Here is a 26975-nt window from a genome sequence, read left to right as displayed (position 1 = left end):
GGCCAGGGTCAAGGACTGGGACCGCCTTCGACGCATTGTGGCCTCGCACGTCTTCCGACTGTCTCCGGCGTAATCGGTAGGCAAGCAGCTTCATGTCTACGCCATGGGCCATTCCTGTCGATTGCGCGTGTTCTCCTGGAGGACCCCGAATGCGTTTCCATCGTTACCGGTCCCGGCTGTGGGCGGCCACGACCGCGGTAGCCGCCGCGTGCCTGGCGGTGACCACGCTCACCGCACCCGCCGCGAACGCCGAACCGGCGGACAACCCCGCGTGGGGCAAGGAGTTACCGCAGGCCGGCGCACCCACCAGCCGGGCCTACGACCTGATCGTCGAGAACAACGACAAGGGGTACACACCGCGCAGCGGCGAGTGTTCCAAGGAGGTCCACGCCCGGTACTGGGCGTACGGGCCCGACGGCAAGGTCTACCCGACCTGGCACCCGCCGAAGGACCCCAGCGGGTGCACCTTCGGCCACGAGCACGGTGACGACCCGCGCCAGTCCGAGCTGTTCTCCACGGTCGACTGGCCGACCTTCGGCCACACCAGCGAGGTGCAGCGGGAGTCCAGCCCCGAGCACAGCCACCGCCACGAGGACCACGTCGGGCACAAGGTCATGGTCGTCAACAACGACCCGGTGCGGGAGGGCGACGACGGCACCAGCGTCTTCCCGCCGACGGACGGCAGGGTCCTCGCGACCTGCGACGTGCTGCTGAAGTTCCACCAGGGCACCCACTCCGCGGACGCGTTCACCAACAACGTCCACGAACTGATCTACAACAACCGGTGCACCAACAGCGACAACGGGCAGACCACCGAGGCCAGGTACACCGCGCTGATCCCGCTCGGGCGGCCGGGCGGCTTCGGCGGGACCGACTGCCCCGGCCCGTTCCTCGGCGCGGGATTCAGGCAGGTCGGCACCGCGGAGCCGGCGGACTCGCCCTCGGACACGAAGTCGCTCGGCCGGCTGATCACCGACGCGAGCTGTGTGCAGGCGATCAGGGAGGGCAAGACCCACTTCGAGCCCCTGACGGGCACGTACGTGCCGTTCGGTGACACCGACCTGCACGAGTTCTGGTTCGCCGACGTGACGGTGAGCACCTCGCAGCTGAACTTCACCATCGCTCCGCTGTTCTACGTGCTCAACCCCAGCCGGTACTTCGACTCCAGCAAGCCGGACAACATCGGCCGCCAGGTCGACCTCTGCTACGAGGTGAACGTCCAGGGCCAGTACTGCGACCAGGTGCGCCGGCAGAGCGGCCAGCGGATCGCGTGGGACGACGTGCGTTCGCCGTTCAACGGCGGCCTGCGCCAGTTCCGCCCGGGCAACTTCACGGTGCGCAACAGCGGCCCGACCACCGTCTACACCGACGTTTACGGTCGCAACGCGTCGACCCAGCCGTTCGAGGGTTCCATCAAGCAGTACTTCTCCGGCAACTCCTCGAACCCGCTCTACGTCCGGGGCACCACGAAGGACTGGGCCGCCAACCCGTCCGACCGGATCCACGCGCCGAACTGATTCTTCCTTCCGGCAGGGGCCCGCGGCGGAGGTGTCCGCCGCGGGCCCCGTCCTGTTCCCGCGGCATCCCCGTGGGCCGCTGACGGCCCCGCCGCCGGGGGCGGCCGTCCGGAGGTCTCCGCGACCCGTACAGGAATGACCGGCCTCGGCTCTTCAGTATCGGAAAAGTTCCGGTAAACATTGAGGGAGCGTTGGTCGTGTCCGCTGCCGCCCGGCGCTGGATCACGCGCGTCCCGGCTTGCCGATCTGTGTCCTGAGCTGGGAGTCGCGGAAGGGAAGGGACGATCCGTCAGATCGCTTCCGTCTCCGAAAAGTTCCAGTGGAACTCATCGGGCAAGCAACAGTTCCGGTCAGCCGGAGGCGCCTTCGGGCAAGGCTGTGGGCGAGCCCGCTCACACATCGGCTGAGCTGCCCCGATGGGCCGTGAGGGAAGGGTGTGCCGCGCCGTCGGTGTTCCAGCCCTCCGGCTGTGACCTGGGGATTCACATAAGTGACGATCGGCCGGAAGTGAATGGCGGTGGCAGTGGGGCCACATTTACCGTCGTGTTAACCACCAGGCCAGCACTGGTTCACCGCACGTGCACGGTATGAACACGGCGGGCTCCCCCCACAACCGCTGGAAGGACTACCACATGGCGCAACTCGCCTTATTCCTGAGCGACATCGCGGCAGTCAGCCTCCTGGTGTTCGGTTTGTACTTCCCACGCCATCGCAGGAAAGACCTGGTGGTGGCCTATCTCGGCGTGAACGTCGGGGTGCTCGCGGTGGCCAGCGCACTGAGCTCGGGGAAGACCGGTGCCGGAATCGGGCTCGGCATGGCCCTGTTCGGTGTGCTGTCGATCATCCGGCTGCGTTCGACCGAACTGGACCAGCACGAGGTCGCCTACTACTTCTCCGCCCTGGCACTGGGCCTGCTCGGCGGTATGCAGACCACCGAGGTGTGGCGCTCGGCCGTGCTGATGGGACTGATCGTGGCGGTGCTCTTCGTGGGCGACCACCCGCGGATGATGCGAAGCCACCGCCGCCAGGTGATGGTGCTGGACACCGCGCTGCCCGACCACACCGCGCTGGTGGCGCACCTGGAGCAGACCCTGGGAGCCCGGGTCCACTCGGCCGTCGTGCAGCGGGTCGACCTGGTCAACGACACCACCGTGGTGGACGTGCGCTACCGCTGTTCCCCCGGGCCGCACGCCAAGAACGCCCAGCACGCCCAGAACGGGGCGGCGCACACCGAGACGGCCGCCCCCGGCGGCACCGCCCCGGTGGCGGTGAGGCCGTGAGCACCGGGAACCTGGGTGCCGCACTGGAGGAACTTCAGCCGGTCGGGCTGGAGGAACTCATCGCGTGCGCGTCACTGCAGACCCGGGTGGACCGCAAGTACGTGCTGCCGGTCGACATGGTGGAGGCTCTGCTGGGCCGACTGCCGTCCGGCACCCGGGTCCTGGACATCGACGGCGACCGCAGCTTCGCCTACCGGTCGCTGTACTTCGACACCCCCGAACTGACCAGCTACCTGCTGACCGCCCACCGGCGCCGCCGCCGGTTCAAGATACGCACCCGCCTCTACGAGCAGTCCGGCGACTGCTGGCTGGAGGTGAAGGTCCGCGGGAACCGCGGCAGCACCGTCAAGCAGCGCCTGCCCTACGAACCGCGGGACTGGAACACGCTGGGGCCGGGGCGCGACTTCGTCGACGAGATCCTGGCGGAGAACCGCATCGCCGGAAGCCCGCTGTTCGACTACGTCCCGACGCTGACCACCCGGTACCACCGCACGACCCTGCACCTTCCGGACACCAACAGCCGGGTCACCATCGACACCGGACTGACCTGGGTGGACGGCGACCGGGAGATGAGCCTGCCGGACACGGTGATCGTGGAGACCAAGACCGGCTCCACGGCCTCGCACGTCGACCGGCTGCTGTGGCGCAGCCGGTACCGGCCCAGCCGTATCTCCAAGTACGCGACCGGCCTCGCCGCACTGCGTCCGCACCTGCCCGACGGGCCCTGGCGGCGCACCCTGCGCCGGCACTTCCCGCCGGACGCCCCGCGGACCGCGCCGGGCGCCGAACCCCGGATCACCGAGGTGCCGGCCACCGGCTCCCCGGACGCGGCACCCGTGTGCGCCCCGCTCCGGGAGCGGGTCGACGCGGTGATGTCCCGCTAGCGGGCCCGCCCGCAGAACAGACCGCACGCGACCCTCATTCGACGTGCCGGCAACAGCAGTTCCGTGGCAGTCGGACCGCGTCTGCCTTCATCGTGTTACGGATCGAGGTGCAACTCCAGTGCACAGAAAAAGGATGAGCGTGGTGGGCTTACTCACCGCGCTGGCCGTCGGAATGACGGGCAGCGCGGCGGTGTACGGTGCCCCCGCACCGTCGTCGGCCAAGGCCGGAGCCGTCGAACGGGCGACGACCGAGACGAGCGACAAGGAGGCCGGGGCCAGGGCCGCGAAGGACGCCGCGGCCATCCGGCAGCAGCAGGACGAACTGACCGGGGACATCGGCTTCTCGGTGCCCAGCGGCACCTTCCAGGGCCAGGTGTCGGTCACCCTGAGCACCTCCGTGGCGAACGCGCAGATCCGGTACACCACCGACGGGACGCTGCCGACGGCCTCCTCCCCGCTGTACTCCGGGCCGCTGAACCTCACCGCCACCACCCAGCTGCGCGCCCAGGCGTTCGTGAACGGCGCCGCCAGCGGCGAGCCGGGCACGGCCATCTACCTCGCCCGCGCCGCGGGCGCCACCACCGCCCACGACCTGCCGGTGCTGGTACTGGACGACTACGGCGCCGGGAAACCCGGCCGGGACTGGGTGGACACGGCCGCCCTGCTGATGGAGCCGCAGGGCGGTACCACCTCGCTCGGCGCGACGCCCACGCTGGCCACCCGGGCCGCCTTCCATCTGCGCGGACAGTCCTCGGCGAACTTCGAGAAGGCCCCGTACCGGCTGGAACTGCGGGACAACCACGACGACGACGCCGACTACCCGGTGCTGGGCATGCCGGCCGAGGCCGACTGGGTGCTGCGCGGGCCGTTCCCGGACAAGTCCCTGGTCCGTGACGCCTTCGCCTACACCCTGGGCCAGGAGCTGGGCCTGAAGGCCCCGCGCCACCGGTTCGTCGAGGTCTACACGAACCTGGACGGAGGCACGCTGGGGTCCGAGGACTACCAGGGCGTCTACCTGCTCGACGAGACCATCAAGAACCAGAAGAACCGGCTGGACCTGAAACAGCTCGACGAGGAGGACACCGCACTCCCGGAGATCAGCGGCGGCTACATCTTCAAGTTCGACGCCTTCGCTGCCGAGGAACCGAAGCTGCAGTGCACCGGCAACGCGCAGACCTGCTGGAACGACCTCGAGGTCGTGGACCCGGACCCGCTCAACTCCCAGCAGCGGCAGTGGCTGACCCAGTACGTCCAGCGGTTCCACGACTCGCTGCGCGGTCCCGACCCCTCCGATCCACAGACCGGCTACCCGGCGTACATCGACGTCGACTCCTTCGTCAACCAGATCATCCTCAACGAGCTGGCCCGCCAGGGCGACGGCTACATCCGCAGCCAGTACTTCCACAAGGACCGGGACGGGAAGATCTTCGCCGGTCCGCTGTGGGACTACGACATCGGCTTCGGCGCCGTCCCCGGAGCCGACGCGATCGAGGGCTGGCAGTTCCGGCCGTTCTCGTTCCCCGGCATGCCGTCCACCACCGACTGGTTCCTGCGGCTGATGGAGCAGCCGGAGTTCCAGCAGCGGGTCAGGGCGCGGTGGCAGCAGCTGCGTCAGGGCGTGCTCTCCGACGCGCAACTGCGGGCACGGGTCAGCCGGCTGGCTTCCCCGCTGACCAACGCGGCCCAGCGGAACTTCACCAAGTGGCCCAACCTCAACAGCCGCATGGTCGGCGGATTCCAGACCAAGACCTCGCAGACCTGGCAGCAGCAGCTGACGATCCTGCAGGACTGGCTGGTGCAGCGGGCCGCCTGGATCGACTCCTCCGGATGGGATCCCAGCATCAACCCCAACCCGGGATGGCCGCCGCAGCCCGGCAACGAGGCACTGCTCAAGGCCATGCCGGACCTCAAGGGACGCGAACTGTCCTGAGCCGGGACCGGCGGCCTGTCCGCCGCCCACCGGCCGCACGCCGGGCCGGCCCGTCCTTCCGGGCCGGCCCGGCGCCGGTCTTTCCACCCCCCGTTCCTCCCTCCGGCTCCTTCCTCTTTCCAACTGCTCCTTCCTCCGTCCTCCTCACCGATTGGGGTACCGCCGTGGTGCGCAGGAGAAGAACGAACGCGGTGTGCTTGCTCACCGCGCTGGTCATCGCCATGACGGGCGGTGCGGCGGCGCACGGCGCACCCGGGCCGCCGGGTCCGGCCGCGGCCGCCGAACGGGCCGGGCAGGGCACCGCACGGGACACCGGAGAGGAGGGAAGCGGGAAAGAGCTGACCGGGGACATCGACTTCTCGGTGCCCAGCGGCACCTTCCAGGACGAGCTGACGGTGGCGCTGGGCACCGCCGTGCCCGGCGCCGAGATCCGGTACACCACCGACGGGACGCTGCCGACGGCCTCCTCGCCCCTGTACTCCGGGCCGCTGGAACTGACCGCCACCACCCAGCTGCGCGCCCAGGCGTTCACGGACGGCGCCGCGGAGGGTGAGCCGGGCACGGCACTGTACGTAGCCCGCTCGTTCGACGCCGCGCACGATCTGCCGCTGCTGGTCATGGACGCGTACGGCGCGGGCAAGCCCGGCCGCGAGTACGCGGACGCCGCCGCCCTGCTGATGGAGCCGGAGTCCGGCACCGCCTCGCTCTCCGCCGCCCCCGCGCTGGCCACCCGGGCCGGATTCCATCTGCGCGGGCAGTCCTCGGCCATGTTCGAGAAGGCTCCGTACCGGCTGGAGTGGTGGGACAACCACGACGACGACGCCCGCCATCCGGTGCTGGGCATGCCGGCCGAGGCCGATTGGGTGCTGCGCGGGCCGTTCGCGGACAAGTCCCTGATCCGCACCGCGCTCATGTACGAACTGGGCCGGAAGACGGGCATGCGAGTGCCGCGCCACCGGTTCGTCGAGGTGTACCTGAACCTGGACGACGGCCCGCTGGAGGCCGCCGACTACCAGGGCGTCTACATGATCACCGAGACCATCGAGAACTCCGGGGACCGGCTGGACCTGAAGGAGCTCGGCGAGGACGACATCAGCGAACCGGCCGTCACGGGCGGTTACGTCTTCAAGTTCGAGTGGTTCGCCGCCGAGGAGCCGACCCTGGCGTGCACCGGGGACGCCGCCACCTGCTGGCGTGACCTGGAGGTCGCCGAACCCTCACAGCTCCGGCCCGAGCAGGAGGAGTGGCTGACCGGGTACGTCCAGGGGTTCCACGACTCGCTGCGCGGTGAGGATCCGTCCGATCCGCGGACCGGCTATCCGGCGTACATCGACACCGACTCGTTCGTCGACCAGGTCGTCCTCAACGAGCTGAGTCGCGAGATGGACGCCTATATCCGCAGCCAGTACTTCCACAAGGACCGGGAAGGCAAGATCTTCGCCGGGCCGCTGTGGGACTACAACCTCACCTTCGGCACCGGCGGGTACTTCGGCAACCAGCTGATCGAGGGCTGGCAGTTCGAGCAGATCCGGCAGCTGCCCGCCAACGACTGGTTCGTCCGGCTGATGGACGACCCCTCGTTCGTCCAGCGGGTCGACGAGCGCTGGCGGACCCTGCGCCAGGGACCCCTGTCCGACGGCGCCCTGACAGCTCTGGTCGACGAGCTGGCCGCGCCGCTGACCGGCGCCGCCGGGCGCAACTTCGCCAGGTGGCCCAACCTCACCGAGCCGATGGTGGGCCCGTTCGTCACCCCGACCGCCGACACCTGGCAGGGGCAGGTCGACCAGCTGCGTGACTGGATGCTGCGGCGCGCCGCCTGGCTGGACTCCTCCGGCTGGCGGCCCGACGCGGGCTGACGGCGGGCCGCGGATCCGGACCCCGGCCGGCCGCACCCCGGACAGCGGGGCCGGCCGGGCATCAGCCCCGGTCGGCCCGGATCAGTCCAGGGCGTCCGCCGCGGCCCTGACCACCTCCCGCACCTGGGCGGTGATGGCGAGCCGGTTGCGGACGAACACCTCGTCGCTGATCTCCCCGGTGCCCGGGGAGGTGTTGCCCGGGCCGAACTCCAGGACGGGAGTGTGCAGATGGCCGCCCGGCAGGGCCGGGTCCAGCGCGTCGCGCAGCAGGGTGGCCCGGTAGGCGATCTCGTTGGAGAGGTAGTCGCCGCCCGAGCCCTCCCGGGCGGTCGAACCCGGGGTGGGGCCGTCGGGCCGCGGCACCGGGGTGGTGGCGCCCGCCGGGATCTCCCTCACGAACGTGTTGTCGAGCACCGGGAACGGGCCGGTGCCGGCCTCGATGACCCGCCGGTACGGAAGCGTGGTCACCGTCCACTGCGGCTGCGGATCGACGGTGGGCACGCCGTCGGGCACGGGAATGGTGCCGGTGTCCGAGTCCAGGACGTTGTCCAGGATGCCGCCGCGCCAGGCCCCGTTGAAGCGCTCCAGGTCGAACTGGCCGGGCCGGCCCTGACTGACGGTGAGGAACAGGTCCGCCTGCCGCGGGCCGGGCGTGAGGTGCGGCAGCAGCGTCCGCTCCACCGTCCCTTCGGCGAAGTCCGACCAGCGCACGGGGAAGACGGCGGTCTCCACGCGGACCGGGCCCGAGGGGGTGGAGAGCACGGTGCCGTCCAGGGCGAGTGCGGCGGCCCCCGACGGGTTGCTCCGGCGGATGTCGCCGTCGAGCTGGAAGGGGTCGAAGCCGGTGACCACGGCGCGTCGCAGGCCGTCGTCTGCGGGGAAGTCCAGGGAGTCCTGGCCCCGGGAGGCACGCTCGAGCCGGGCGAGGAGGTCCGCGCGTTCGGCCGCGTCCAGCGGGAACGCCGGCTGCCACTGGCGGATCGCCCTGGTCATGCCGAGCCGGGCCCAGTACAGCGGCCGGTCGTCGTCCGGGCTCAGCTCCCCCTCCTGGCCGCCGCGTCCCTGCGCCCGGTCCACGGCGCGCCGCCACAGCTCCCGCCCGGCGCGGCCGGCCAGCTCCCGGGCCTCCTCCGCGGTGGCCGTCTCCGCCAGGGCGCGGGCGAACTCCGGCGCCACGTCGTCGAATCCGGCGCGCCGCAGGATCTCGCCCGGTACCGGGCCCGCCGACAGCCGCGCCTCCTCGGCGGTGGGTTCGGCGGCGGCGCCGGAGGAGGCCGGGGCCGCCTGGGCAGCCGGGGCCGCGGGGAAGGTGAGGGCGCATGCGAGCAGGACGGTGCCCAGGGCGTACAGGCGGGTGCGCGCGCGTGATCCGGTGTGTGATCCGGTGTGGGGTCTCACGGGGGTCCTTCCGTTCCGGTCGGTGCCCGGCCGGTCGCCGGGGCGACTGTGCGAGCATGCTGACCGGTCACCGGGACGGTTCCAAGAGGCGCCCGGGCACCCGGGCGGGAAGGCGGTACGGACCGCTCGGCGGGTCGTCGACGCGCCGGGCGGCCTCGGGCCGCTCGGCCCGGAAGTGCTCGTGTGCCGTCGGCGGCGGTGCCCGGTCCCCGGCCCGGTGCCGGACCGGGGCTCCGGCCTGGCGGCGCGGGCTGTGGCCATTCCCCGGCCCCCCGGACGTTCTCCGGTGGCACGAGTACGGAGTGCGGAGTACCTGGGGCGCTCGCCGGAAACCCGCAGGCCCGGGTCCGGTCGCGTTCGATGGAACACACCAGGCCCCGGGAGTACGGTGGGAGACAGGAGCCGGACGCGGGCCGACGCCGAGGAGGTGCCGTCGATGCCCGAAGCGATGCCCGGCGCACCGGCCGGGCGCCCCGCGCCCCCGGCCGGCGGCACACCCGACCCCGGCCCACGACCCCGTCGAAGACCGCCCGCGCTGCCGGCCCTCCGGGGCCGATGACCGGGTCCGGCCATGTCCGGTCCGCTTCCGGGCCGCGGCGGGCCGGGCACACGACACGCCGCACCGGCACTCCGCACACCCACGGCAGGGATCACGACAGGGAGCAGACGATGCCCCAGCACACCCGGGACTGGGAGGTCCGCCTCCACCTCTTCGAGGACGGAACGACGACGAAGGCGCACGCGGTACTGGACATCGGGAACACGGCGGTCACCGGACAGGGCACCGCGCGGCGCAACCCGCATGACAGGGACATACCGGAGATCGGTGACGAGCTCGCAGCCGGACGGGCGATGAACGACCTGGCCCACAAGCTGCTGAGCATCGCACAGACCGACATCGAGGGCGTCTCCCGCCCCGGTCCCTGACAGGGCCGGCCCGAACCGCGCGGAGCCGGTGCGGCGGTTCGGGCCCGCCGCCCCGGCTCCCGGTGTCCACGCCCCTCCCAGGTGCACGATCCGTGAACGATGCCGGGGAGGCCCCCCGCTTCTCGCGGATCCTGATTGCGCGGTGCGCGGTATCTCTCCGCTTCTCCGCGTCTCTCGTGCCGGTCCTCCCCGGCGACTCCAGCAAACCCGAACGCGTCCGTCCGGCACAGGGCCCAACGGTCCCGGCCGGGGAGCCGAACGGCCCGGGCCGCCCCGGACCGGGGACGGACGCCGGACCGGAGCGCAGACCGGGGCATTCCGGTCGGCGCGTCCCGCCGTGCTGCCGCCACCGCCCGCGATCATGGCCCCCAGCAGGGAATTCCGTCCTTCGTGAGGCAGCGGAGCCGTGCGGCGAACGGCTACCGTGGGAGCGCCGACGAGCCGACCGAGGGACAGATGGCATGGGGAGCGAGAGAGACGCGGGGCGGCTGCCCCGGCTCCAGCTTGACGAGCTGTTGGACGAACTGCAGGCCCGGGTCGACGCCGTGCGCGGTACCCGGGACCGGGTGCACAGTCTGCTCGAGGCCGTGATGTCGGTCGGCAGGGAGCTCGACCTGCCCAGCGCCCTCCAGCGCATCGTGGAGGCCGCCGTGGTGCTGGTGGACGCCGAGTACGGCGCCCTGGGCGTGATCGGCGGAGACGGCAGGCTCTCCCAGTTCATCCCGGTGGGTCTGGAGGAGGAGCAGATCAGGGCCATCGGCCCGCTGCCGACGGGCCACGGCCTGCTGGGTGAGCTGATCCGCCACCCGGAGCCGCTGCGGGTGTCCGACCTGGCGGAGCACCCGGGCTCTTCCGGCTTCCCGCCCCACCACCCGCCGATGCGCACCTTCCTCGGCGTGCCGATCCGGGTGCGCGAGGAGGTCTTCGGGAATCTCTACCTGACCGAGAAGCGGGGCGGCCGGGAGTTCGACGCCGAGGACGAGGCGGTGCTGTCCACCCTGGCCGTGGCGGCGGGGGTGGCCATCGAGAACGCCCGTCTGTACGAGGAGTCCCGCAACCGGCAGCGCTGGCTGGAGGCGAACGCGGAGATCACCGCGGAGCTGCTCTCCGGGGAGGGCGAGCGGCCGGTCCTGGAACTGATCGTCGACCGGGCGCGCCGTATCCTCGCCGCCGATCTGGGGGTGCTGGCCCTGCCCCTGGACGGCACCGACAACCTCCAGGTGGCACTGGCGCTGGGAGAGCGCAGCGACGCGTTCCGCGGGCTGGTGCTGCCCCGCGAGGGGTCGTTCATGGGGGCGGCCGTGATTGCCGGCGAGTCGCTCACCAGCGCCGACATCGTCACCGACCCCCGGATCACGGCGGGGACGGAGCGCTGGAGGGGCATGGGGCCGGCGGTCGCGGTCCCCATGGGGGCCGAAGGGGCGCACGGCGCGTTGCTGCTGGTGCGCCGGGAGGGGCAGGCCGCGTTCTCCGAGACGGAGACGGCGCCGCTGCTGTCGTTCGCCGCGCAGGCCGCGGTCGCGATGGAGCTGGCGGAGCGGCGGCAGGCCGCCGAGCAGGTCGCGCTGCTGGAGGACCGGGACCGTATCGCCCGCGATCTGCACGACCTGGCCATCCAGCGGCTCTTCGCCACGGGGATGACGCTGCAGAGCGCGGTGCGTTTCGTCCAGCACGAGGAGGCCAGTGAGCGGCTGCTGCGGGCCGTGGACGACCTGGACGAGACGATCAAGATCATCAGGTCCACGATCTTCGGGCTGCGCAGCCACGGCACCGGCCCGGCCGGGCACGGACTGCGGGTGCGGGTGGCGAAGGTGGTGGAGGACGCGGTACGGAACCTGGGCTTCACCCCGGCGCTGCGCATGGAGGGGCTGCTGGACACCGACGTGCCGCCGCCCGTCGCGGACCACCTGGTCGCGGTGCTGGCGGAGGCGCTGTCCAATGTGGCGCGGCACGCGCGGGCCACGGCGGCCGAGGTCTCCCTCACGGTCGGGTCCGGCACGCTGGCCGCGGTCGTGGGCGACAACGGGGTGGGCATCCCCGAAGGGGGCCGCCGCAGCGGCCTGCGAAACCTCGCGGAGCGGGCCGAGGAGCTCGGCGGCGAGCTGCTGATCGAGTCGCCCGAGGGCCGGGGCAGCCGGCTGACCTGGCGGGTGCCGCTGGGCCAGGGCTGACTCTCCCGCCCCGTCCCGGTTCCGTTCCGCCCGGGTCCCGTCGCGCCGGGTCAGGGGCCGGTCTCCAGTACCTCCCGGGCCGAACGGCGCGGGGTGGCGGGCCCTTCGGGGCCGTAGCCGAGGCGGATGAGCAACTGGACGTGGCGGGGGCGGCCGGGACCCTCGCCCAGTGCGGTGCGCAGGTCGGGCCACTCCAGGGCCTGGTGCAGCAGAGTGGTCCGCACCGAACGCGCGGTGGTGGCCAGCAGGACGTGCTCCAGCGCCTGGCCCGCGCGCAGCCAGTCCGCCCGCCGGTCGTGGGCGGTGGCGAGGACGGCGACGGTGGGGCGCGGCTCGAAGCGGACCGGCGGCCCGCCGGCCGCGCCCACCCCGGAGAAGTCCCGCAGGGGCAGCCGCCCGTCGGCGTCCCGCCGGCCGACCGCGGAGCCGGGCAGCCCGTCGGAGGCGCCCTCGCGCAGCCAGGCGCGGCCTTCCGCACGCCGCTCGGCGGTTTCGGCGTTGCGGCGTTCGGCCTGGCCGGTCAGTCTCAGCAGACGGGTGGTCTCCGCGGCCGGGGGGAACCACAGCGAGGCGCCCTCCACCCGGGCGGCCTCGATCAGTTCCGCGGTCGTCTCGGGCGGCAGCGGATGCCCGGAGAACGGGGAGCGGCTGCTGTGCCGCCGCCACAGGGCGTCGTACAGCTCGGGGCGGTGGCGGCGGCTCACGCACACCCCGCGGGCGAGGAGGACGGTGGCCGGCAGATCGGGCTCGGCCGGGGAGGGCAGCGTCCGTACGACGGGTTCCCAGCCGGTGTGGGCCACGGCCACCCGCAGGTTGAACAGGGCGGCGCCGACCGAGATGTGCAGGGCCCGGCCCACCGGGTCGGCGTGCCGCAGGGCACGTCCGGCGACCGCCCGCACCTGGAGGGTGGCGGTGCCGGGGTCCAGCCGGTAGTGCCAGGGCTGGGTGTTGTGGATGGACGGTGCGGCCACGGCGGCGGAGACGAGTTTCTCCAGGGTCGTCGCGTCCAGTGTGGTGGGCGGCATGGGTGCTCCTCCCGGTCCGGCTGCTCCCAGACTGCCGCCCGGGTCCCGCGCCGGGGAGTGCCGATGGTCCCGGTGGCCGTGCCGACCGGGCCATGCCCGGTCCTGTCCGGGGAAGAGGGGCCGGACGGTCCCGTGGGATGCCCGGACGGCCTCTGCCCGGCGGCCGCGCCGGGCCGTGTGCGGAGCCCGGATGAGGCCGCACCGCGGACGAGGGCCATCACCCGGCGGACCTCCGCGGCCGGGCGCCTTCACAGCGCCACGAGCCTCCTTGTCGCACGGGCGAGAGCACCGCTCCTGGTGGTGATCGCGGAAACGGAGGCTGTTGCTCTTGTTCCAGCGCACTGCTCCCTTGCCGGGCGGTCTTCCGTGTCCGGGGCCGCTCCGAGTTCCGGGAGGACCGATATGACCGACACGACCGACACCTTCGCCGACCGTCACCGCCCCTGGCGTGGCCACCGGGCGGCCACTGGCCCGGCTGCGGGCCGAGGCGCCGGCCCCGCCGTCCTCGCCGCCACCGGGCAGCCCCGGTGGCTGGTCCCGGCACTGCTCCTGGTGCCCGGCCTGTTCATGCTCGGCCATCCCGCGGGCCCGAGGGTGGGCGCCCGGGTCCACGACCTCGCGCTCGGCGCCGCTGCCGCCGGCCCTGCTCGCCGCCGGCCTCGGGTGGGACATCACCGCGCTGACCGTGGCCGGCGCCATCGGCCCGGCCCACATCGGACTCGACCGGGTGATCAGGGCAGGCCCCAAGTACGACCACGGCTTCGCCGTAACCCGCCCGGGTGTGTGGGAGAGGTGCTGAGGGACCGGCGGGCGGACCGGGAAGCACGGTCGCGGTGTCCCTCAGCCCTCCGGGGATTCCTCGGCGAGTTCGGCCGCGACCGAGTGGGCCCAGCGGCGGATCCGCTCGCGGTCGCGGAAGTCCCCGCCCTTGCCCTGTTTGACGATCTGCCGGGCGACGAACCCCCTGGCGTCCTCGGTGAGCCTGCCGCCGAAGGTGGCGTGGCCGCGGGCGTCGACGCGGGCCGCGATGCGGGCCGGGCCGGGGGCGGGCGGGATGTCGCGCTCGTCGGCGGAGGCGTCCAGCGGGCCGCTGCTGAACAGCCACACCGGCCGGCGGGCCAGGGCCTGCCGGTGGCGGCGGGCGAGGCGGACGGCGTCGTGCCGCCAGTGCCCGGCGTACAGGCCGGAGCCCAGCAGGACGGCGTCGTAGCCGCCGGGGTCGCCCACCTCGGCGGCGGGCAGCACGTCGGTGTCCAGGCCCTTCTCGCGCAGAGCGGCGCCGAGCCATTCGGCGATCTCCGCGGTGGAGCCGTTCCTGGTGCCGTAGGCGACGAGCACGCGCTGTGCGGTCATCACCGATCGCCTTCTTCCTGCCGTGTGCGGCCGTGTACGGCCGCGGTCTCCGTTCCGTCCTCGGTCTTCCTGCCGGTCTGTCTGTCCATTTGTCGATCCATCGGTTCGGCGCTCCGCGGTCCTGTGGCCCGTGGCTCCGCCGGCCGCGGCGGGGGGCCCGGTCCGGCCGGCGGAGCGGCCGGCGGCTCACCGGCCGTGCAGCCACCAGAGGTCGCCGATGCCGTGCAGCAGGGCCGGCTCCTCGGGCCGCAGCCGGGTGTCGTCCAGCCGGGCGGTGAGCCGGTCGACGACGGCGACCACCCCCTCGACCCGGCCGGCCATCCGCAGGGCCATGGGGATGTCGGTGCTGCGCTCGACCCGTCCGGTCAGGGTGACCACACCGTCGGCGACGGTGACGGTGACGGTGTCCGGCGGAATCCACAGGGCCCGCACCAGCACGTCGTCGATCACCTCGGCGCGGATCTCGGTGTCCGGGCGGAGGAAGACGCCCAGCAGGTCACGACGGGTGACGATGCCGACCAGCCGGTCCTCCTCGTCCAGCACCGGCAGCCGCTGGACCCGGTGCTCGACCATGGTGCGGGCCGCGCGCGGCACGGAGTCCAGGGCGTGGACGGTGACGGCCGGCACGGTCATCAGCTCGCCGGCGGTACGGGCCTCGGCCGCGTCGGCCCGGTGGCGGGCGGCGCGGCTCAGCGGGCGCCGGCCGGCGGCCGGGTCCTGGCGGGCCTGGTGGTTCAGCAGATCGCTCTCGGAGACGACGCCGAGGACCTTGTCGTCGTCGACGACGACCGGGAGGCCGCTGATGCCGTGCCGGGCGAGCAGCTCGGTGATCCGCTTGAACGGTGTGCCGGGGGTGGCGGTGACCACGTCGGTGGTCATCACGGCTCCGACGGCTCGGTGCTTCATGGTTCTCTCCGTTCCTCTTGCCGTCGGGCCGCTCGGCGCAGCCGGCGCAGACGGGGGTCGTGGGCGCGCCGCGGCAGCAGCCGGACGCGGGCGTCGACGGCGGTGACGCCGTCCGGCCGGGCCGGCAGGGGGTTGTGATCTCGGCCTCGGCGAGCTCGGGCAGGCGCAGGCCATCGTGGAGAGCCGCAGCAGGGTCTGCTCCAGCCCGTCCAGATCGGCCGGGGGGCCGCCGCGGTGGCCGAACAGCAGCGGCGCGCAGCGCGGTGCGGTGATCAGGTCGTGGACGTCCCGGTCGGTGAGCGGGGCGCGCCGGGCCGCAGACCCGCCGGGCGGCCTGTCGCCCCGGGCCGGGACCGGAGGCGAGGAACCGCCACCGGAGGCTCTCGGGCGACATGCGGGCGTACAGCCCCTCGACTCCGAGGCGGTCCTCGGGCCGCGCGGGGCGTATCTCCACGGTCCTGCCGTCGGCCGGCAGCGCGTGGGCCTGCCGTACGTGTTCCGCGGTGTCCGTCATGGCGGATCCCCTTCCGTGTGCGGTTCCGCCTCCAGAGTCGGACGGCGCGGACCGCGCCGCAGGGGCCGTGCGGGGCCGCGGTGAGGGCCGTTCGGCCCCGGTGCGGGACGGCAGGGACCGGCCGGCGGCCCGGGACGGGCCGCGTGGCCCGGGCCGCGGGACGGAGGGTCCCGCCGGTCGGGACCTGTGTCCCCTCTCGCGGGCGGGTACCCGGGGCGAGCCTGGAGACAGGGCGGACCGCCGCCCGTCCGAGAACGACGTAGGGAGGAAGTCATGGAGCGCACCGTCATCGTGGGCCTGGACGGCTCGAGCGAGAGTCTGGCCGCCGCGGACTGGGCGGCCCGCGAGGCGCTGCGGCGCGGGGTGCCGCTGCGGCTGGTCCAGGTACGGGAGACCGACTCCCACCCGCTGCTGCTGTCCAACGTGGACCCGGAGGCCCGCAAACGCTGGGAGGAGCAGCCGGGCCGGGTGACGGCGGAGCTGGCCGGCCGGCACCCCACCCTGGAGATCGGCACCGAGCGGCTCGACGGCCGCCCGGCCGACGTCCTGCGCAAGGCCGCCGACGGCGCCGAGCTGCTGGTGCTGGGCTCCAAGGGCAGAGGAGCGCTGGCCGGCTTCCTGGTCGGCTCCGTCGCCCTGTCCGCCGCGGCCCATGTGACCTGCCCGGTGGTGCTGGTGCGGGCCGGGACGACCGAGGAGGCCGCCCACCGCGACGAGCCGGAGGTCCTGACGGCCGGCGGCGAGGCGCCGTACCGCGACGTGGTGCTGGGAGTGGACCTGAGCAAGCCCTGCGACGGGCTGCTGGACTTCGCCTTCGCCGCCGCCGCCCGGCGCGGCGCGCCGCTGCGGGTCGTCCACGGCTGGAACCTGCCGGCCGCCTACGGCGTCAACCCCGCCGGCTTCGGTCCCGGCCTCCTGGACGGTCTGGCCGAGGAGAAGCTCCAGGCACTGACCGACGCGCTGCGGCCCTGGCGGGGCAAGTACCCGGACGTGGAGGTCCGGACGCAGGCCGTGGTCGGCAGGATCGCCCAGCAGTTGCTGGAGGCCGCCGAGGACGCCTCCCTGGTGGTCGTCGGCCGCCGCGACCGGCGCTCCCCGCTGGGCTTCCACATCGGGCCGGTGGCCCACGCGGTGATGCACCACGCCACCGTGCCCGTCGCCGTCGTCCCGCACGAGTGAGCCGCCGGGCCGCGGCCGTACCCGGCGTGTCCGCCGCCCCGGCGGCGGACACGCGCCCAGGGCCCCGCGGACTCCCGTCCCGGTTCCCCGACCCGATCCGTTCGGCAACCGGCAGGCGCCTCGCGCCCGGGCCCCGTCCCGGGCGGGCGCCGGGCCGTAAGGAGACCACCATGGTCCGCTACGTCCACAACTTCACCGAGGGCGGTCGGGAGCAGGCCGACCTCCTCGGCGGCAAGGGCGCCAACCTCGCCGAGATGACCCGTATCGGCCTCCCGGTGCCGCCCGGCTTCACCGTCACCACCGAGGCCTGCCGGATCTACCTGGCCACCGGCACCGAGCCCGAGGACCTGCGGCGGGAGCTGGCCGAGCACCTGGCGGCACTGGAGGAGTCGGCCGGGCGCCGGCTGGGCGACCCGGACGACCCACTGCTGGTGTCGGTACGCTCCGGGGCCCGCTACTCCATGCCGGGGATGATGGAGACCATCCTCGACATCGGCCTGAACGACCGGTCCGTGGCCGGGCTGGCCAAGACCTCCGGACACGAGGAGTTCGCCTGGGACTCCTACCGGCGGCTCGTCCAGATGTTCGGCACCACCGTCATGGGGATCGACGGCGCGCTGTTCGCCGACGCGCTGGCCCGCCGCCCCGACCCGGCGGAGCGGCGGCGGCTGGTGGCGGAGTTCCTGGAGATCGTGCGGGAGCGGACCGGGGAGGAGTTCCCCCAGGACCCGGCCGAACAGCTGCGGCGCGCGGTGCGCGCCGTCTTCGAGTCCTGGAACGGGGAACGGGCCCGCATCTACCGGCGCCGCGAGCACATCCCCGAGGACCTGGGCACGGCCGTCAACGTGCAGACGATGGTCTTCGGCAACCTCGGCCCGGACTCCGGCACCGGGGTGGCCTTCACCCGCGACCCGGCCACCGGACGGCAGGGGATCTACGGCGACTACCTGCCCGACGCCCAGGGCGAGGACGTGGTCTCCGGGGTGCGCAACGCCGTGCCGCTGCAGGAGCTCCGGGAGCACCACCCGGAGTGCTACGCGCAGCTGTGCGACCACATGGCGACCCTGGAGCGGCACTACCGGGACCTGTGCGACATCGAGTTCACCGTGGAGCGCGGCAAACTGTGGATGCTGCAGACCCGGGTGGGCAAGCGCACCGCCGAGGCGGCCCTCCGCATCGCCGTGCAGCTGGTGGACGAGGGGCTGATCGACTGGCCGGAGGCGCTGGACCGGGTCACCGGCGACCAGCTCGCCCGGCTGATGTTCCCCCGCTTCGACACCGCCTCGGCCGGCGCCCCGCTGGCCACGGGCGTACCCGCCTCGCCGGGCGCCGCCGTCGGCGCGGTGGTCTTCGACTCCGCCGAGGCGGTGCGCCGCGCCGCCGCCGGCGAGCAGGTGGTGCTGGTGCGTCCCGAGACCACCCCCGACGACCTGCCCGGCATGGTCGCTGCCCAGGCGGTGCTGACCAGCCGCGGCGGCAAGACCAGCCACGCGGCCGTGGTGGCCCGGGGCATGGGACGGGTGTGCGTGTGCGGCGCCGAGGGCCTCGGCATCGACGTCGCGGCCCGCCGCTTCACCGTCACCGGCCCCGACGGGACGGTCACCGAGGTCGCCGAGGGCACCGAGGTGTCCGTCGACGGCTCCGCCGGCACCGTCCACCTGGGGGCGCTGCCGCTGGTGGGGTCGCCGGTGATGCGGTACTTCGAGACCGGGGAGCGGGAGTCCGGACTGGTGGACGCGGTGGCGCGGCTGATGGAGCACGCCGACGCCGCCCGCCGCATGGCGGTGCGGGCCAACGCCGACACCCCCGAGGACGCCGCCCGGGCCCGCCGCTTCGGCGCCCAGGGCATCGGGCTGTGCCGCACCGAGCACATGTTCCTCGGCGAGCGGCGCCGGCTGGTGGAGGCGATGATCCTGGCCCGTACCGACGGCGAGCGGGAGGAGGCGCTGGCGGCGCTGCTGCCGCCGCAACGGGAGGACTTCACCGCCCTGCTGGCGGCCATGGACGGGCTGCCGGTCACCATCCGGCTGCTGGACCCGCCGCTGCACGAGTTCCTGCCCGACCACACCGAACTGGCCGTCCGGGTGGCCTCCGCCGAGGCCGCCGGAGGCGAGCCCGACCCGCACGACGTGCGACTGCTGCGGACCGTGGAGCGCATGCACGAGCACAACCCGATGCTGGGGCTGTGCGGGGTCCGGCTGGGCCTGCTGGTGCCGGGACTGATCGCGCTCCAGGTGCGGGCCGTGGCGGAGGCGGTGGCCAGGCGGCTGGCCGACGGCGGCGACCCGCGGGTGGAGATCATGGTGCCGCTGGTGGACACCGCCGCCGAGCTGCGGCTGGTGCGGCAGGAGGTGGAAACCGTTCTGGCCGGGATCTCCGAGCAGGTGGGCCAGGCGCTGACCTGCCCGATCGGCACCATGATCGAGCTGCCGAGGGCGGCGCTGACCGCGGACCGGATCGCGGACCAGGCCGACTTCTTCTCGCTGGGCACCAACGACCTGACCCAGACCACCTGGGGGATGTCCCGGGACGACGTGGAGGCGTCGTTCTTCTCGGCCTACCTGGAGCGGGGCATCTTCGAGGTCTCGCCGTTCGAGACCATCGACCGGCAGGGAGTGGGCCGGCTGGTGCGGATCGCCGTCGCCGAGGGCCGGGCCACCCGGCCGGGGCTGAAGATCGGTGTCTGCGGCGAGCACGGCGGCGACCCGGACTCCGTGCACTTCTTCCACGAGGCGGGTCTGGACTACGTCTCCTGCTCCCCGTTCCGGGTGCCGGTCGCCCGGCTGGAGGCGGCCCGCGCCGCCCTGGACCCCGACCGCGACCGGGCGTCGGCGGGCAAGTGACGCGGTGAGCGGGGCCGGGGAGAGGTCGTCCCCCCGGCCGGGGACGACCGCTCCCCGGCCCAGGCGAGAACCTTGTTCTCCCCTCAACCTGGTGGATGACGGGAACACCGCCGTGCCCCGTCGTTCCGGACGGGCCGGGAGGCGGGGGACGATGCGCACCGACACAGACACCGACACCCGGGCCGGCGGCGCCCGCCGCCCGGCGCCGCCGGGGCGGGCACCGTGCCAGGGCCGGGCGGGTACCCGCCGGGGGCCGGCAGGCTCTGGCGGGAACGGCGGAAAGCCCCTCCGTGTTCCCTTCCGCGCCCCCGGGCGGGGGAGCTCGGCCTCAGCCCCGGTCGGGCGGGGGCACCAAGGTGTTGGTGTTGGCGCGTCCGGCCAGGTGGTCCTCGACGTTGCGCGCGGTGGTCCGGACGATCTCCTCCACCGCGTCGTGGGTGAAGTACGCCTGGTGCGAGCTGACCAGGACGTTGCGGAAGGTCATCAGCCGCGCCAGCGTGTCGTCGGTGATCACGTCCAGGGAGCGGTCGAAGAAGAACACCCCGGCCTCCTCCTCGTAGACGTCCAGCCCCACCCCGTCGAGCCGGCCCGCCCGCAGGGTGTCCACCAGGGCCTGGGCGTCGATCAGGCCCCCGCGGCTGGTGTTGATCAGGATTGCGTCGTCCTTCATCCGGGCCAGGGCGGCGCGGTCCACCAGGTGGTACGTGTCGGGCAGCAGCGGCACGTGCAGGCTTATCAGGTCGGACTCGGCGAACAGCCGCTCGCGCTCGACGTACTCCATGCCCAGGTCCAGGCACTCGGGATTCTCGGCGATGTCCCAGCCCAGCAGCCGCATGCCGAACCCCGCGGCGATGCGGGCGAAGGCCGCCCCGATCTTCCCGGTGCCCACCACCCCGGCGGTACGGCCGTGGAAGTCGCGGCCCAGCAGGCCGTTGAGCCGGAAGTCGAAGTCGCGGGTGCGGGCCACCGACCGGGCCACCCGGCGGTTGACCGCCAGGGCCAGCGTCCAGGCGAACTCGGCCACCGAGTAGGGGGAGTAGGACGACACCCGGGAGACGGCCAGACCCAGCTTCCGGGCCGCGTCCAGATCGATGTTGTTGTAGCCGGTGGCGCGCTGGGTGACCAGCTTCGTGCCGCCGCCCGCCAGGGTGGTCAGGACCTCCTCGTCCAGCACGTCGTTGACGCTGCTGCACACCACCGCACAACCGGCGGCCGTGGCGGCGGTGTCCCGGTTGAGGACCAGGTCCAGGCAGCGCAGCCGGTGCCGTCCCCCGAACGCCCGCTCCAGCAGTGGCAGTTCGTCGGTCACGACACCGTAGGCGACGATGTCCACCACCCTCTCCGCCGTACCGCTCGCCGTGCCGTCCACCGCTTCCTCCACCGTCGCCTCTCCTCCCGGGAACCGTCGCCGGCTCCGTGGCCGCCCGCTCGCGACCGCCACCACCAGCCTGTCCGGGGAGCGGCCGCCGGCCCAGGGCCGGACGGTACACGTCCGCGGCCCCTTCGGGCCGCGTCCGGTCCGAAGGGGCGCGCCGGACGCCTACCCCTTCGCGGGGCGGGCGTACCCGGTGCGGTGGACGGACGCCGGCCGGAGGACGCCGCCGCGGAAGTACCCCGGAAGATCCGGGGCCGCCGGGCCCGTCACCAGCTCCCGGACCCGGCGGCCCCGGCCGCCGTCCCGTGTCCCGCCGTTCCCCGCCCGAGCGGGAAGGGCCACGTCCCGGTCCGGTCCCGCAGGCCCGAGCCGGGCTCCAGCGAGCCGTTCAGCACATAGGGGGAGAGTCCTCCGGGGCACTGGGTGACGGTGTGGTCGCTGTGCCGGTTGATGCCGCGCCCCGCGCCACCGGAGTCGCGCAGCCAGTCGATCGACCAGCGGAAGGCGTCCAGGAGGGCGTCGGTGACGGTGTCGTAGCCGGACGGGGAGCCGCCGGTGAGCCCGCACACCGCGTACCAGTTCTGGTTGCCCGCGGCGGTGCCGTTGGCGGCGGTCCGCACCCAGGGCCCCCGTCCCTCGAAGACCCGGCCGTGGACGCACACCAGGCAGGTGTAGGCGATGTCGGCCCACCCGTTGCCGTCCATGTGCTGCCGCTGGACGGCGCGCACCTGGCCGGCGCAGTCGGCGTGGTCCCGCCGGGCGGTCGGGGAGGGCCCCACATGGTGCACGGTGACACCGCCACCGCCCGGGGTGATGTCGGTGGACGGGCCCCGGGACGGCAGGGCGCCCCACTCCGCGCGGGGGACGAAGACGGCCGTCACGGCGTCACCTTCCCGGGACCGCACTGCACACCGGCGTCCAGGGGCTCGGCGCACCCGGTACCGGGTGCCGCCGGAGCGGGCCGGCGCTCCGGACGGGCGGCGGCGGACGCCGGAGCGGCCGGGACGGTCAGGACCGCCGCGCCGGCGGCGACCGCCGCCGCCCGTCCGGCCAGGCCGAGGAGGCCGCGTCGTGTTGGTCTGGTGGGCACCGTGTCTCTCCTGACGCCGGGAAGGTCGGGACGGGGCGGGCCGGACGGGGCGGGGCGTACGGGCACCCGCCGGCCGCGGTGCGCAGGGGTACCCGCACGGGACGTGCGGCAGGCTCCGCCGTGCCGGTGAACCGGAGCCCGGCCGCGGTCCGGGCGCGCTCCCGCCGCAGCGGGGCTGCAAGGTTCCGGCAAGGTCCCGGCAGGAAAACCGTCCGGGGGCCGGGGCATCTCCCCGTTCGACGTAACCGACACGTCGACACATGGGGGATGTTCATGTCAACTTCACGCGGGCGCACCGCACCCGCCGTGCTCCAGCGGGGGCAGTGGGCCACCCGGACCGGCTGCAGACAGGTTCTGGCCGTCGCGCACACGATGCCATACGCACAACGGCTTCGGGAGGTCGTCGAGCTTCTGGAGCCCGACCTGCGGATCCAGGTGGTCTTCACCGTCGCCCCGCACGCCTTCGGCGCCGGAGTGGCCCGCCACCTGCGGGAGATGGGCTTCGGAGTGGTCCCGTGGCAGCAGGCCGCGGGTGCCGGTTTCGACCTGGCCCTGGCGGCCGGCTCGCAGGGGATCGACCAGCTGCGGGCGCCCGTGCTCCGCATGCCGCACGGGGCCGGTCACATCAAGCTCCTGCGCGCGGAGCCCGGCGGGCCGGACAGGAAGGACGAGGAGGACGGCCCGCCCCGTGTCCCGGGCATGCTGAGCCGCCGGCACCTGATGCGGAACGGCAGGGTGGTACCCGCCGCGATCGTGCTCGCCCACGAACGGGACCGCCGGGCGCTGGCGCGCTCCTGCCCCGAGGCACTGCCGGTAACCGAGGTCGTCGGCGACCCCGGCCACGACCGGATCACCGCGAGCCTGCCGTACCGCGAGGAGTACCGCCGCGCGCTCGGTCTCACCGGGGCACAACGGCTGGTCGTGTTCGCGTCCACCTGGGGCCCGTCCTCCTCCTTCGGCCGGTTCGAGGCGCTGCTGCCCCGGCTGCTCGGGGAACTGCCGGGGGACAGGTACCGCACGGCACTGCTGGTCCACCCCAACGTCTGGGCGGGACACGGCGGCCGGCAGCTGCGGGCCTGGCTGGCCGCCTGCCGCGCCCGGGGACTGGTACTCCTGCCGCCGGAGGCCGACTGGTACCCGCTGCTGGTCGCGGCGGACCACATCGTCGGCGACCACGGCTCGGTCACCGCCTACGGGACGCTGACGGACGCCCCCGTCCTGCTGGACCGCCATCCCGGCGAGCGGATCTGCCCGGAGTCCCCGGCGGCGCGCCTCGCCCGGGTGGCCCCCGCGCTGTCGCCGCCGCACCCGCTGGAGGAGCAGCTGCGGTACGCGGCCGAGGAGTACCGGCCGCAGGAGTACCGGCGGGTCGCGGAGCTGCTGACCTCCGAGCCCGGCCGCTTCGCCCGCCGTATGCGCAAAGTGCTGTACCGGCTGCTGGACCTGCCCGAACCGGCGTACCCGCCCGTCACCGAGCCCGCCCCCCTGCCGCCGCCGCTGGACCACTGGGAGGCACCGGCTCCGGGGAGGCCGGCGTGAGGGCCGGGCACACCCTCCGGGTGGCGGCGCTGACGCCGGCCGGCGCATGGACCGCCGAGGTGCGCACGGCACCCGCACCGCACCGCTCGGCGGTCGCCGCGCCCTTCGCCGACGTCCATGTGTGCGCGGACCCCGACCGGCGCGGGGCGGAGCGCTGGTACGAGTGCGCGGACGTCCTCAGCGCCCGGCGTCCGCTCCCGGCCCGGCGGGCGGAGTGCCGGGCGGCCGACCTGCTGGCCCGGCACCCCGGCTGCCTGGTGGCGGCCGTGCCCCGCACGGACGGCGGGTGCGCGGCCGGGGTGCGCGGCCGCGGGCTGCTGGCGGTGCTGCCGCCGGCGGGCACGGTGTCGCTGTCGGCGCGGCAGCGGTGTGCGATCGCCTCGTTCCTGCACGCCTGGCTGGTGGCCGGGCGGCCGGTGGACGCGCTGTGCGCCGTGGGCCTGGGCGTGGACGGCTGGAGCGGCGGCGGGGCGGGCGGCCTGGTGTGGGCGCGTGTCGTACGGCGTGCGGACGGGGACCGGCCGGGGCCGGCTCCGGGACCCGTTCCGGGGATCTGAACCGGACCCCCGGTCAGCCGCCTTCGACGGGACCGGTTCCGGCTCCGGCGTCGTCCGGTGTCCGGAGCCGGCCCGCCAGCCGGCGCGCGTCGACCGGGCTGACGGGCCGGTAGGTCTCCAGGGAGCGCCGCAGCAGCTCCCGGGCCCGCTCCTCGTCGCCCGCCCGGCGGGCCGTCAGCCCGAGCAGCTCCAGGGTGCGGGCCCGCCAGTGCGCCGAACCGGTCGCCTCGAAGGCGGTGAGCGCCCGCCGCAGACGCTCCTCTCCGCCCGCCGGGTCGCCCGCGCAGGCGGTGGTGTGCCCGAGAAGGGCCAGGGCCCGCGCGGCGTCGTAGGCGTCGTCGACCGCGGTCAGATCGTCGTACGCCCGGGACAGGTACCCGGCTGCCCGGTCGTGGTCGCCCCGGGCCAGCGCGGTCTCCCCCAGGCACAGCCGCGAGAGCGCGGCGCCCCGTTCGTACCCGATGGACTCGCGCAGGACGAGTGCCCGGCGGAAGTACTCCTCGGCCTCGTCGAGCCGGCCGGTCCGCAGCCGTGCGTTGCCCAGCCCGTTGAGGGCCTGTGCCTGTCCGCGCACGTCCCCCTCCTCCTCGGCGTGCCGCAGTGCCTGCCCGTACCAGTCGGCCGCCTCCTCGATCCGGCCCGCGTTCCGCAGCCCGTTGCCGCCCGAGGTGAGCATCCGTCCCACCGCCTCGCGGTCCCCGTCCCGCCGGGCGGCGGCCAGTCCGAGGGTGTGGGCCTCGACCCACAGCTCGCTGGGGCGCAGCCGCAGGAACAGCGGCCACATGGCGTCGGCGAGCTGCCAGACGGCGGCGTCCCAGCCGGACTCCCCGGCGAGCCGCACCGCGGCCATCAGACTGTTCCGGTGGACGTCCAGCCAGGCCAGCGCCGCCGTACCGTCCCCGAAGTCCGGGGGATCGGCGGGCGGGTACTCGTAGTGCCGGGCGAGCGTGCGGTGGGCGGGGGAGAGGATCGCCTCGGCCGCCGTCGCGGTGTGCAGACACCAGTCCACGAACCGCCGGGCCACCTCCCGCCGGGCCTCGCCTCCCTCCTCGGCCCGGGCACGCTGGGCGGCGTGCAGCCGGACCAGATCGTGGAAGCGGACGCGGTCCGCCCCGGCGTCCTCCAACAGGTTCGTCTCGACGAGCAGGCCCAGTACCTCCTCGGTGTCCTCCGGGGACAGGGCGCAGACGGCGGCGGCCATCGGCGTGTCGTAGTGGGTCACCGGGAGCAGTCCCAGCCGCCGGTAGACCCGCGCGGCACCGTCGGGCAGCGCACGGTAGGACTCGTCCAGCGCCGTACGGACCGCCGCATCCCCTTCCACCCGCAAGGCCTCCAGCGGACCCAGCTCCCGGTCCAGCGCGCCGGCCAGCGCGGACAGCGGCTGCCGGGGCCGGGCCGCCAGCTGGGCGGCGGCCAGGCTCACGGCCAGCGGCAGGAAGGCGCACAGCCTGACGACCCGGCGGGCGGTGTCGGGATCGCGGACCACCCGGTCGCCGCCGCCGCTCCGCAGCAACTCCAGGGCCGCGTCCGGCTCCAGGGCGCGCAGGTGGTGTACCGCCGCGCCGTCGACGACCAGACCGGTCAGCCGCTGTCGGCTGGTGACGACGGTGAGACCGCCGGGTGTGCCGGGGAGCAGCGGGCGTACCTGGGCGGCCGTGGCGGCGTCGTCGAGGAGGACGGCCAGCCGCAGGTCGGCGGTGACCGAACGCCACAGCGCGGCCTGTTCGGCCGGATCGCCCGGTGGCGCCGTCATGCCCATGGAACGCAGGAAGCGGTCGAGTACGTCGGCGGGCCGGACCGGACCGGTGGGGGAGTGGCCCCCGAGGTCGGCGTAGAGCTGCCCGTCGGGGAAGTCGTCGGCCAGTTTGTGCAGCCACCAGGACGCCAGAACGGTCTTGCCCACCCCCGGCGGCCCGCTGACCACCACGAGCTGCGGCGCGGTGGGGGGATGGGCCGCGCGCAGCGCGTCCAGGGCACGCAGGTCCTCCTCCCGCCCCGCCAGCCGGGCGCCGACCGGCGGGAGCTGGCGGGGCGTCGGGAGGCGGGGCGGGGCGGTGGCGGGAGCCTGGTGGACGTGGATGCCGCCGTGGACGTCCCGGGCCTGCACGGTGGGACCGTGGAGGCGGGCGGCGCCGCCGATGGTGTTGGTGTGGGAGCCGCCGCCTTCTAATGCGGACGGGGCGGGGCGGGCGTCCAACCACTCCCGCAGGGCACCGGCCAACCGGCCGTCCCCGGCCGCGCGCCGCACCAGGACGGTGGCGAGATTCCGCACGCCGTCCGGACTGCCGCCCGCCGCGGCCCGCCACGCCGCGGCCAGTTCCGTGTCCCACTCGGGGGCAGGTCCCAGTAGCCGCGCCAGCTCCTGACGGGCGGCGGCCTCCTCCTGACGAGCGGCGGCCTCCCACTCGGTGGCATCCGGTGCCAGAGCTCGGCCGAGCACCTCCACCAGTCCCTCTTCCCACATGTGACCGTCCCCCTCTGCCTTCGGCGTGCCGGTGCCACGGCACCGGATACCGGCTCTGATCACTTCCGCCCCGCTTTCCGCCTCCACTTCAGGTAATGCCCAGCGGCGGTCAGAATTGATCACTACTGGCGTAATGCGATTGATCGGCATCAGCACAATGCGATTGC

Annotated in this window: 20 protein-coding genes and 1 pseudogene; 12 read left to right on the top strand and 9 right to left on the bottom strand. The window is 74.1% G+C overall.

Annotation, left to right across the window (positions count from 1 at the left end; genetic code table 11):
• Nucleotides 1-149: 149 nt before the first annotated feature.
• The 5 genes from V1L54_RS05970 (at nt 150) to V1L54_RS05950 (ending at nt 7467) form a co-directional block, all read left to right on the top strand.
• Nucleotides 150-1517, top strand: coding sequence for a hypothetical protein (locus V1L54_RS05970; protein ID WP_330116813.1), 1368 nt, complete (start codon nt 150-152; stop codon nt 1515-1517).
• 587 nt (nt 1518-2104) lie between these two features.
• Nucleotides 2105-2797, top strand: a complete 693-nt coding sequence (locus V1L54_RS05965; protein ID WP_330116812.1) for a DUF4956 domain-containing protein — start codon at nt 2105-2107, stop codon at nt 2795-2797.
• Nucleotides 2794-3681 (top strand): polyphosphate polymerase domain-containing protein, encoded by an 888-nt coding sequence (locus V1L54_RS05960; RefSeq protein WP_330116811.1) that lies wholly within the window; start codon nt 2794-2796, stop codon nt 3679-3681. The genes V1L54_RS05965 and V1L54_RS05960 overlap by 4 nt, the downstream gene beginning before the upstream one ends.
• 139 nt (nt 3682-3820) lie before the next feature.
• Entirely contained in the window at nt 3821-5611 is a 1791-nt protein-coding gene (locus V1L54_RS05955) for a CotH kinase family protein (RefSeq protein ID WP_330116810.1), read from the top strand.
• A gap of 191 nt (nt 5612-5802) precedes the next feature.
• The gene (locus tag V1L54_RS05950; protein ID WP_330116809.1) at nt 5803-7467 is read left to right on the top strand and encodes a CotH kinase family protein; all 1665 of its coding nucleotides are present in this window, start codon (nt 5803-5805) and stop codon (nt 7465-7467) included.
• 81 nt (nt 7468-7548) lie between these two features.
• Here V1L54_RS05950 and V1L54_RS05945 read toward each other — a convergent pair whose 3' ends face one another.
• On the bottom strand, nt 7549-8865 hold the full coding sequence (locus tag V1L54_RS05945) for a pyroglutamyl-peptidase I (RefSeq protein WP_443076503.1): 1317 nt from the start codon (nt 8863-8865) through the stop codon (nt 7549-7551).
• A gap of 669 nt (nt 8866-9534) precedes the next feature.
• On the opposite strand from V1L54_RS05945, the gene V1L54_RS05940 reads away from it, so the two are divergent.
• Together V1L54_RS05940 and V1L54_RS05935 are read left to right on the top strand one after the other, a co-directional pair.
• On the top strand, nt 9535-9792 hold the full coding sequence (locus tag V1L54_RS05940; protein WP_330116808.1) for a DUF1876 domain-containing protein: 258 nt from the start codon (nt 9535-9537) through the stop codon (nt 9790-9792).
• Between the two features lie 461 nt (nt 9793-10253).
• Nucleotides 10254-11963: a sensor histidine kinase gene (locus V1L54_RS05935; RefSeq protein WP_330116807.1), complete on the top strand. Its 1710-nt coding sequence runs from the start codon at nt 10254-10256 to the stop codon at nt 11961-11963.
• A gap of 50 nt (nt 11964-12013) precedes the next feature.
• Here the strand turns inward: V1L54_RS05935 and V1L54_RS05930 are convergent, their stop codons facing one another.
• Nucleotides 12014-12988, bottom strand: coding sequence for an Acg family FMN-binding oxidoreductase (locus V1L54_RS05930; protein ID WP_330116806.1), 975 nt, complete (start codon nt 12986-12988; stop codon nt 12014-12016).
• A 448-nt stretch (nt 12989-13436) separates the two neighbouring features.
• Between V1L54_RS05930 and V1L54_RS05925 the strand changes: the two genes are divergently transcribed.
• Nucleotides 13437-13787, top strand: a complete 351-nt coding sequence (locus tag V1L54_RS05925; RefSeq protein WP_330116805.1) for a DUF4260 family protein — start codon at nt 13437-13439, stop codon at nt 13785-13787.
• 41 nt (nt 13788-13828) lie between these two features.
• On the opposite strand, the gene V1L54_RS05920 is transcribed toward V1L54_RS05925, so the two are convergent.
• The 3 genes and pseudogenes from V1L54_RS05920 to V1L54_RS29415 form a co-directional block, all read right to left on the bottom strand.
• The gene (locus tag V1L54_RS05920) at nt 13829-14341 is read right to left on the bottom strand and encodes a flavodoxin domain-containing protein (RefSeq protein ID WP_330116804.1); all 513 of its coding nucleotides are present in this window, start codon (nt 14339-14341) and stop codon (nt 13829-13831) included.
• Between the two features lie 186 nt (nt 14342-14527).
• Nucleotides 14528-15247 (bottom strand): CBS domain-containing protein, encoded by a 720-nt coding sequence (locus V1L54_RS05915; RefSeq protein ID WP_330116803.1) that lies wholly within the window; start codon nt 15245-15247, stop codon nt 14528-14530.
• A pseudogene (locus V1L54_RS29415) lies at nt 15244-15565 on the bottom strand (acetate--CoA ligase family protein); the annotation flags it as partial. The pseudogene V1L54_RS29415 and the gene V1L54_RS05915, both read right to left, overlap by 4 nt.
• Before the next feature lie 469 nt (nt 15566-16034).
• On the opposite strand from V1L54_RS29415, the gene V1L54_RS05905 reads away from it, so the two are divergent.
• Together V1L54_RS05905 and ppdK are read left to right on the top strand one after the other, a co-directional pair.
• Complete coding sequence (locus V1L54_RS05905) at nt 16035-16940, top strand: universal stress protein (protein ID WP_330116802.1); 906 nt, start codon at nt 16035-16037, stop codon at nt 16938-16940.
• Between the two features lie 170 nt (nt 16941-17110).
• Nucleotides 17111-19783 (top strand): pyruvate, phosphate dikinase, encoded by a 2673-nt coding sequence (gene ppdK, locus V1L54_RS05900; protein WP_330116801.1) that lies wholly within the window; start codon nt 17111-17113, stop codon nt 19781-19783.
• A gap of 328 nt (nt 19784-20111) precedes the next feature.
• Here the strand turns inward: ppdK and V1L54_RS05895 are convergent, their stop codons facing one another.
• The 3 genes from V1L54_RS05895 to V1L54_RS05885 form a co-directional block, all read right to left on the bottom strand.
• Nucleotides 20112-21116 carry a 2-hydroxyacid dehydrogenase gene (locus tag V1L54_RS05895; RefSeq protein ID WP_330117000.1) on the bottom strand — a complete coding sequence of 335 codons (1005 nt, stop codon included), beginning with the start codon at nt 21114-21116 and terminating at the stop codon, nt 20112-20114.
• A gap of 308 nt (nt 21117-21424) precedes the next feature.
• Nucleotides 21425-22039 (bottom strand): peptidoglycan recognition protein family protein, encoded by a 615-nt coding sequence (locus V1L54_RS05890; RefSeq protein WP_330116800.1) that lies wholly within the window; start codon nt 22037-22039, stop codon nt 21425-21427.
• The gene (locus tag V1L54_RS05885; RefSeq protein WP_330116799.1) at nt 22036-22248 is read right to left on the bottom strand and encodes a hypothetical protein; all 213 of its coding nucleotides are present in this window, start codon (nt 22246-22248) and stop codon (nt 22036-22038) included. The genes V1L54_RS05890 and V1L54_RS05885 overlap by 4 nt, the downstream gene beginning before the upstream one ends.
• Nucleotides 22249-22521: 273 nt before the next feature.
• Between V1L54_RS05885 and V1L54_RS05880 the strand changes: the two genes are divergently transcribed.
• Both V1L54_RS05880 and V1L54_RS05875 read left to right on the top strand, forming a co-directional pair.
• Nucleotides 22522-23787, top strand: a complete 1266-nt coding sequence (locus V1L54_RS05880; RefSeq protein WP_330116798.1) for a hypothetical protein — start codon at nt 22522-22524, stop codon at nt 23785-23787.
• Nucleotides 23784-24344: a hypothetical protein gene (locus V1L54_RS05875; RefSeq protein ID WP_330116797.1), complete on the top strand. Its 561-nt coding sequence runs from the start codon at nt 23784-23786 to the stop codon at nt 24342-24344. Before V1L54_RS05880 ends, V1L54_RS05875 begins: the two co-directional genes overlap by 4 nt.
• Nucleotides 24345-24357: 13 nt before the next feature.
• On the opposite strand, the gene V1L54_RS05870 is transcribed toward V1L54_RS05875, so the two are convergent.
• Nucleotides 24358-26808, bottom strand: a complete 2451-nt coding sequence (locus V1L54_RS05870; RefSeq protein WP_330116796.1) for an ATP-binding protein — start codon at nt 26806-26808, stop codon at nt 24358-24360.
• Nucleotides 26809-26975: the final 167 nt, after the last annotated feature.

This window comes from Streptomyces rubellus (genome assembly GCF_036323805.1).
In the GTDB taxonomy this organism is placed as follows: Bacteria; Actinomycetota; Actinomycetes; order Streptomycetales; family Streptomycetaceae; genus Streptomyces.
Note: the sequence above shows the minus strand (reverse complement) of the source record. Positions and strands in the feature narration are given on the sequence as shown.

What these genes read in the sequence shown, in the direction of transcription:
- V1L54_RS05970 (WP_330116813.1), top strand. Translation starts at nt 150, where the DNA reads ATGCGTTTCCATCGTTACCGGTCCCGGCTGTGGGCGGCCACGACCGCG.
- V1L54_RS05965 (WP_330116812.1), top strand. Translation starts at nt 2,105, where the DNA reads ATGAACACGGCGGGCTCCCCCCACAACCGCTGGAAGGACTACCACATG.
- V1L54_RS05940 (WP_330116808.1), top strand. Translation starts at nt 9,535, where the DNA reads ATGCCCCAGCACACCCGGGACTGGGAGGTCCGCCTCCACCTCTTCGAG.
- V1L54_RS05935 (WP_330116807.1), top strand. Translation starts at nt 10,254, where the DNA reads ATGGGGAGCGAGAGAGACGCGGGGCGGCTGCCCCGGCTCCAGCTTGAC.
- V1L54_RS05930 (WP_330116806.1), bottom strand. Translation starts at nt 12,988, where the DNA reads ATGCCGCCCACCACACTGGACGCGACGACCCTGGAGAAACTCGTCTCC.
- V1L54_RS05920 (WP_330116804.1), bottom strand. Translation starts at nt 14,341, where the DNA reads ATGACCGCACAGCGCGTGCTCGTCGCCTACGGCACCAGGAACGGCTCC.
- V1L54_RS05915 (WP_330116803.1), bottom strand. Translation starts at nt 15,247, where the DNA reads ATGAAGCACCGAGCCGTCGGAGCCGTGATGACCACCGACGTGGTCACC.
- V1L54_RS05905 (WP_330116802.1), top strand. Translation starts at nt 16,035, where the DNA reads ATGGAGCGCACCGTCATCGTGGGCCTGGACGGCTCGAGCGAGAGTCTG.
- ppdK (WP_330116801.1), top strand. Translation starts at nt 17,111, where the DNA reads ATGGTCCGCTACGTCCACAACTTCACCGAGGGCGGTCGGGAGCAGGCC.
- V1L54_RS05880 (WP_330116798.1), top strand. Translation starts at nt 22,522, where the DNA reads ATGTCAACTTCACGCGGGCGCACCGCACCCGCCGTGCTCCAGCGGGGG.
- V1L54_RS05870 (WP_330116796.1), bottom strand. Translation starts at nt 26,808, where the DNA reads ATGTGGGAAGAGGGACTGGTGGAGGTGCTCGGCCGAGCTCTGGCACCG.